We start from the raw sequence: 2,789 nt of genomic DNA on the forward strand, positions 1-2,789 counted from the left end.
TTTTACTCGCTCTGGTGGAGAATATCAAAAACCAACATGGATTGTGATGCAATATAAAAACAATCAATGGATTGAAAAGTCAATACCCGAAGCAGACATAAAAGCATATCAGGAGCAATTTAGCCCACCGGTTTCACACATACAAAACATCGAGCCTTTTAAAGATATTCCAATCAGAGGTTATACTACCTCAGCAAAAGGGACACACTACTTTTATGTCTTAGATTTGAAAGACGGCAGTGGGCATTTGAGTTATTCACGGCTTGTTGATGGCAAATATGAAACACCGCACAAAATGAGTAATGCAATTAACCAAGGAAAGTACATTGCTCACCCCTACATCGCGCCAGATGAGTCTTATATTATGTGGGATGCTGAAAAGGAAGGTGAAAACACGCCTGATATCTACATTAGTTTTCGTAACCAAGATGGCACATGGACAAACGCAATAAACATGGGAGATACGATTAATACGGCTGCGTACGAGCAACGACCTAAAGTATCACCAGACGGAAAGTACTTATTTTTTTGGCGAGGTGACAGAAAAGTCAAAAGAGACGGCACGAGTTACTGGGAAGGTAATCCATATTGGATGGATGCGAAGGTTATTGAAACGCTGAGACCAACACGCTAGCACTCAATTATTCTCGGTTATACTACCACTAAAAACCTAGGCTAAACGGCATGCATGCATGCAAGCATGCCTTTTTCTACATCACTGAATTTTTTATTAATGGTCTAATAAAATTACCTTGAAAAAAGGAACAAAGGTGATTTAATAAAAAAGCATGGATACTGCCAGGGATTGCTGAGAATAGTATCGTATTTAGATAGTATGATATGGATATCGCAAAATAAATCCAAAAATCTAGTGCGTCTATTTATCTCCCTTACAACCGTCAGCATAAGTACGAACACATTCGAACCGACAATTACGCAGTACGTCTTACTTGATTGAGGCTTAAATTTTTATGAAGGTCTTTTTAATACTGTTATTGGTAGCTGCGTTTTCGGGAGATGTTGTTGCAGACATGCCAATAGAAACTACTTTACCAAACAACTTAGATAAGGAAATAGCAATGGACTTAAAGGATAGAACAATTTACCCCATTATTAAGGCTGGAGATTGGCCTGGTATTCAATACGGTGCGGTTTATTCAGTATTAATTGGCCCAGAAGATGACCCAGAAGTCGTGATTGGTTTTGGTTATGATACGCCAGATAACTTCGTTTTTTTAACACATCAAGATGGTCAAGAGATCGATTTAAATGTGGTAGTTCCACAGGCTTTTCAAAATATTGATGCTTTAGATGTAACCTTTGTCCCGTCCGCAGTGCTAAACAACCAAGTATTAACTGCCAGCGGTGAGTCTTTTAGCAGTGAAGCGATTTTATCTCAAACGCAAATGCTGAAAGCGCACGACATGCTAGATGCCGAACAGCTACTTGTCTCAATAGCGAGACGTACCGGATTAATGGTGGTATCCAGAGACGCATCGCACGATTTATTGGATAAGTTTATTTATTTACATAGCGAAGCTTGGAACGATGATAGTTACGGCAACGCACCTATCGCAAATAGGCTCTTTTTAATCGAAAATGGCAAAATAGTTGGGTCGATGTCATTAGCAGATAAATAAGCCTGCGGATCTGTTTGGTGTGTTATCCAGAGTGTAGTGTATGGAGGTTGTGCCATGTCAGATTTGATTGACTTTGATAAGTTGAAAAGTCTCGTCAAAGATGCCGTAAAAACTACTTTTACAAACCTCCAAGGTATACACCAGCCAGATGAGTTGCTCGGTTATGCCTTATGTACTGATGACAGTGTAATGACGCTCTATCACGTTGTCATGACACAACAATGGCTTTCACAAGATGATAATACTGAGTTTGAGTTCTCTCCCGTTGAGTGGGATTTAAGCGATAGGGATGTGCATTTTAAAGGTGTTGCTACTTTACTCGCAGCTCGCCTTGAACTGGAAGATGCAAAGCTCTATGAAAATTATCTTGAAGAAATTATCAACCCCACTTTCAACGCTTTTGTATTGGCGCTTTTAGAGTTGAGGCAAGAAGGCGTCTTTGCCAAAAATGTTTTTCTGTCAGTGCTAAGTACAGATCCAAGCGAGCATATGTTGGAACTTGAAAGCGCAGCAAATCGTAAGCTAAATAGCGCAGAGTTGCTGAACCGATTCAATGATTGGCATGCTCGGTTTGGTTGAAGGCGGATGAGCAAACACGCGTATTTTAGATATCAATGGAATTAACTCTTAGATTTAAGTGATAAGGAAGTAATTAAAATGAATTTGATGGAATGGGTACAGGCGACATTACCTGAGCTTTTGTGTGATCTTAATCAGCCGGCGACAGCGAGTGAAATAGCAAGTCTAGAGAATAAGCTCGGTGTTGAACTGCCTGAGCGATTGAAAGCGATGTATCTCGAACATAACGGCCAGAAAGATGAGATCAATACTGGTTTATTTTACGGACTCAATTTTTTACCTTTGAACAGAGTTTATGAAGAATGGTGTTCGTGGGCTGAAATCATCGATTCACAAGGTGAAGAGGGAATGAAAGAGCTGAGCATGTTTTCAACCTCTCACGTTCCTGGGTTTATCAAAGAAGTTTATGCCAATAAAAAGTGGGTACCATTTGCCCATGATTGGGCAGGCAACTACCTTGGTTTAGATTTTGATCCGGCCGAAAATGGCACAGTTGGACAAGTGATAAACTTTGGTCGTGATGAAGACGAAAAGTTTGTGATTGCTAAGTCGTTCTCTGAGTTTATGCAG

4 protein-coding genes are annotated in these 2,789 nt (G+C 40.1%); all 4 read left to right on the plus strand.

Annotated elements, in window-relative coordinates:
* Window positions 1-634 (plus strand): TolB-like translocation protein (locus CWC03_RS22865; RefSeq protein WP_138583799.1); only part of this gene is annotated, 634 nt, incomplete at its 5' end.
* A 337-nt stretch (window positions 635-971) separates the two neighbouring features.
* A complete protein-coding gene (locus tag CWC03_RS22870) occupies window positions 972-1,640 on the plus strand; it encodes a hypothetical protein (protein WP_249314114.1) in 669 nt (222 codons plus the stop codon).
* A gap of 54 nt (window positions 1,641-1,694) precedes the next feature.
* The gene (locus CWC03_RS22875) at window positions 1,695-2,219 is read left to right on the plus strand and encodes a DUF4303 domain-containing protein (protein ID WP_138583800.1); all 525 of its coding nucleotides are present in this window, start codon (window positions 1,695-1,697) and stop codon (window positions 2,217-2,219) included.
* Between the two features lie 78 nt (window positions 2,220-2,297).
* The coding region (locus CWC03_RS22880) for an SMI1/KNR4 family protein (RefSeq protein ID WP_138583801.1) at window positions 2,298-2,789 on the plus strand (492 nt) is incomplete at its 3' end.

It is taken from the genome of Pseudoalteromonas sp. S2755 (assembly GCF_005886535.1).
Taxonomy (GTDB): Bacteria; Pseudomonadota; Gammaproteobacteria; order Enterobacterales; family Alteromonadaceae; genus Pseudoalteromonas.

Coding starts and splice junctions, on each gene's coding strand:
- CWC03_RS22875 (WP_138583800.1), top strand. CDS start 1,695: ATGTCAGATTTGATTGACTTTGATAAGTTGAAAAGTCTCGTCAAAGAT.
- CWC03_RS22870 (WP_249314114.1), top strand. CDS start 972: ATGAAGGTCTTTTTAATACTGTTATTGGTAGCTGCGTTTTCGGGAGAT.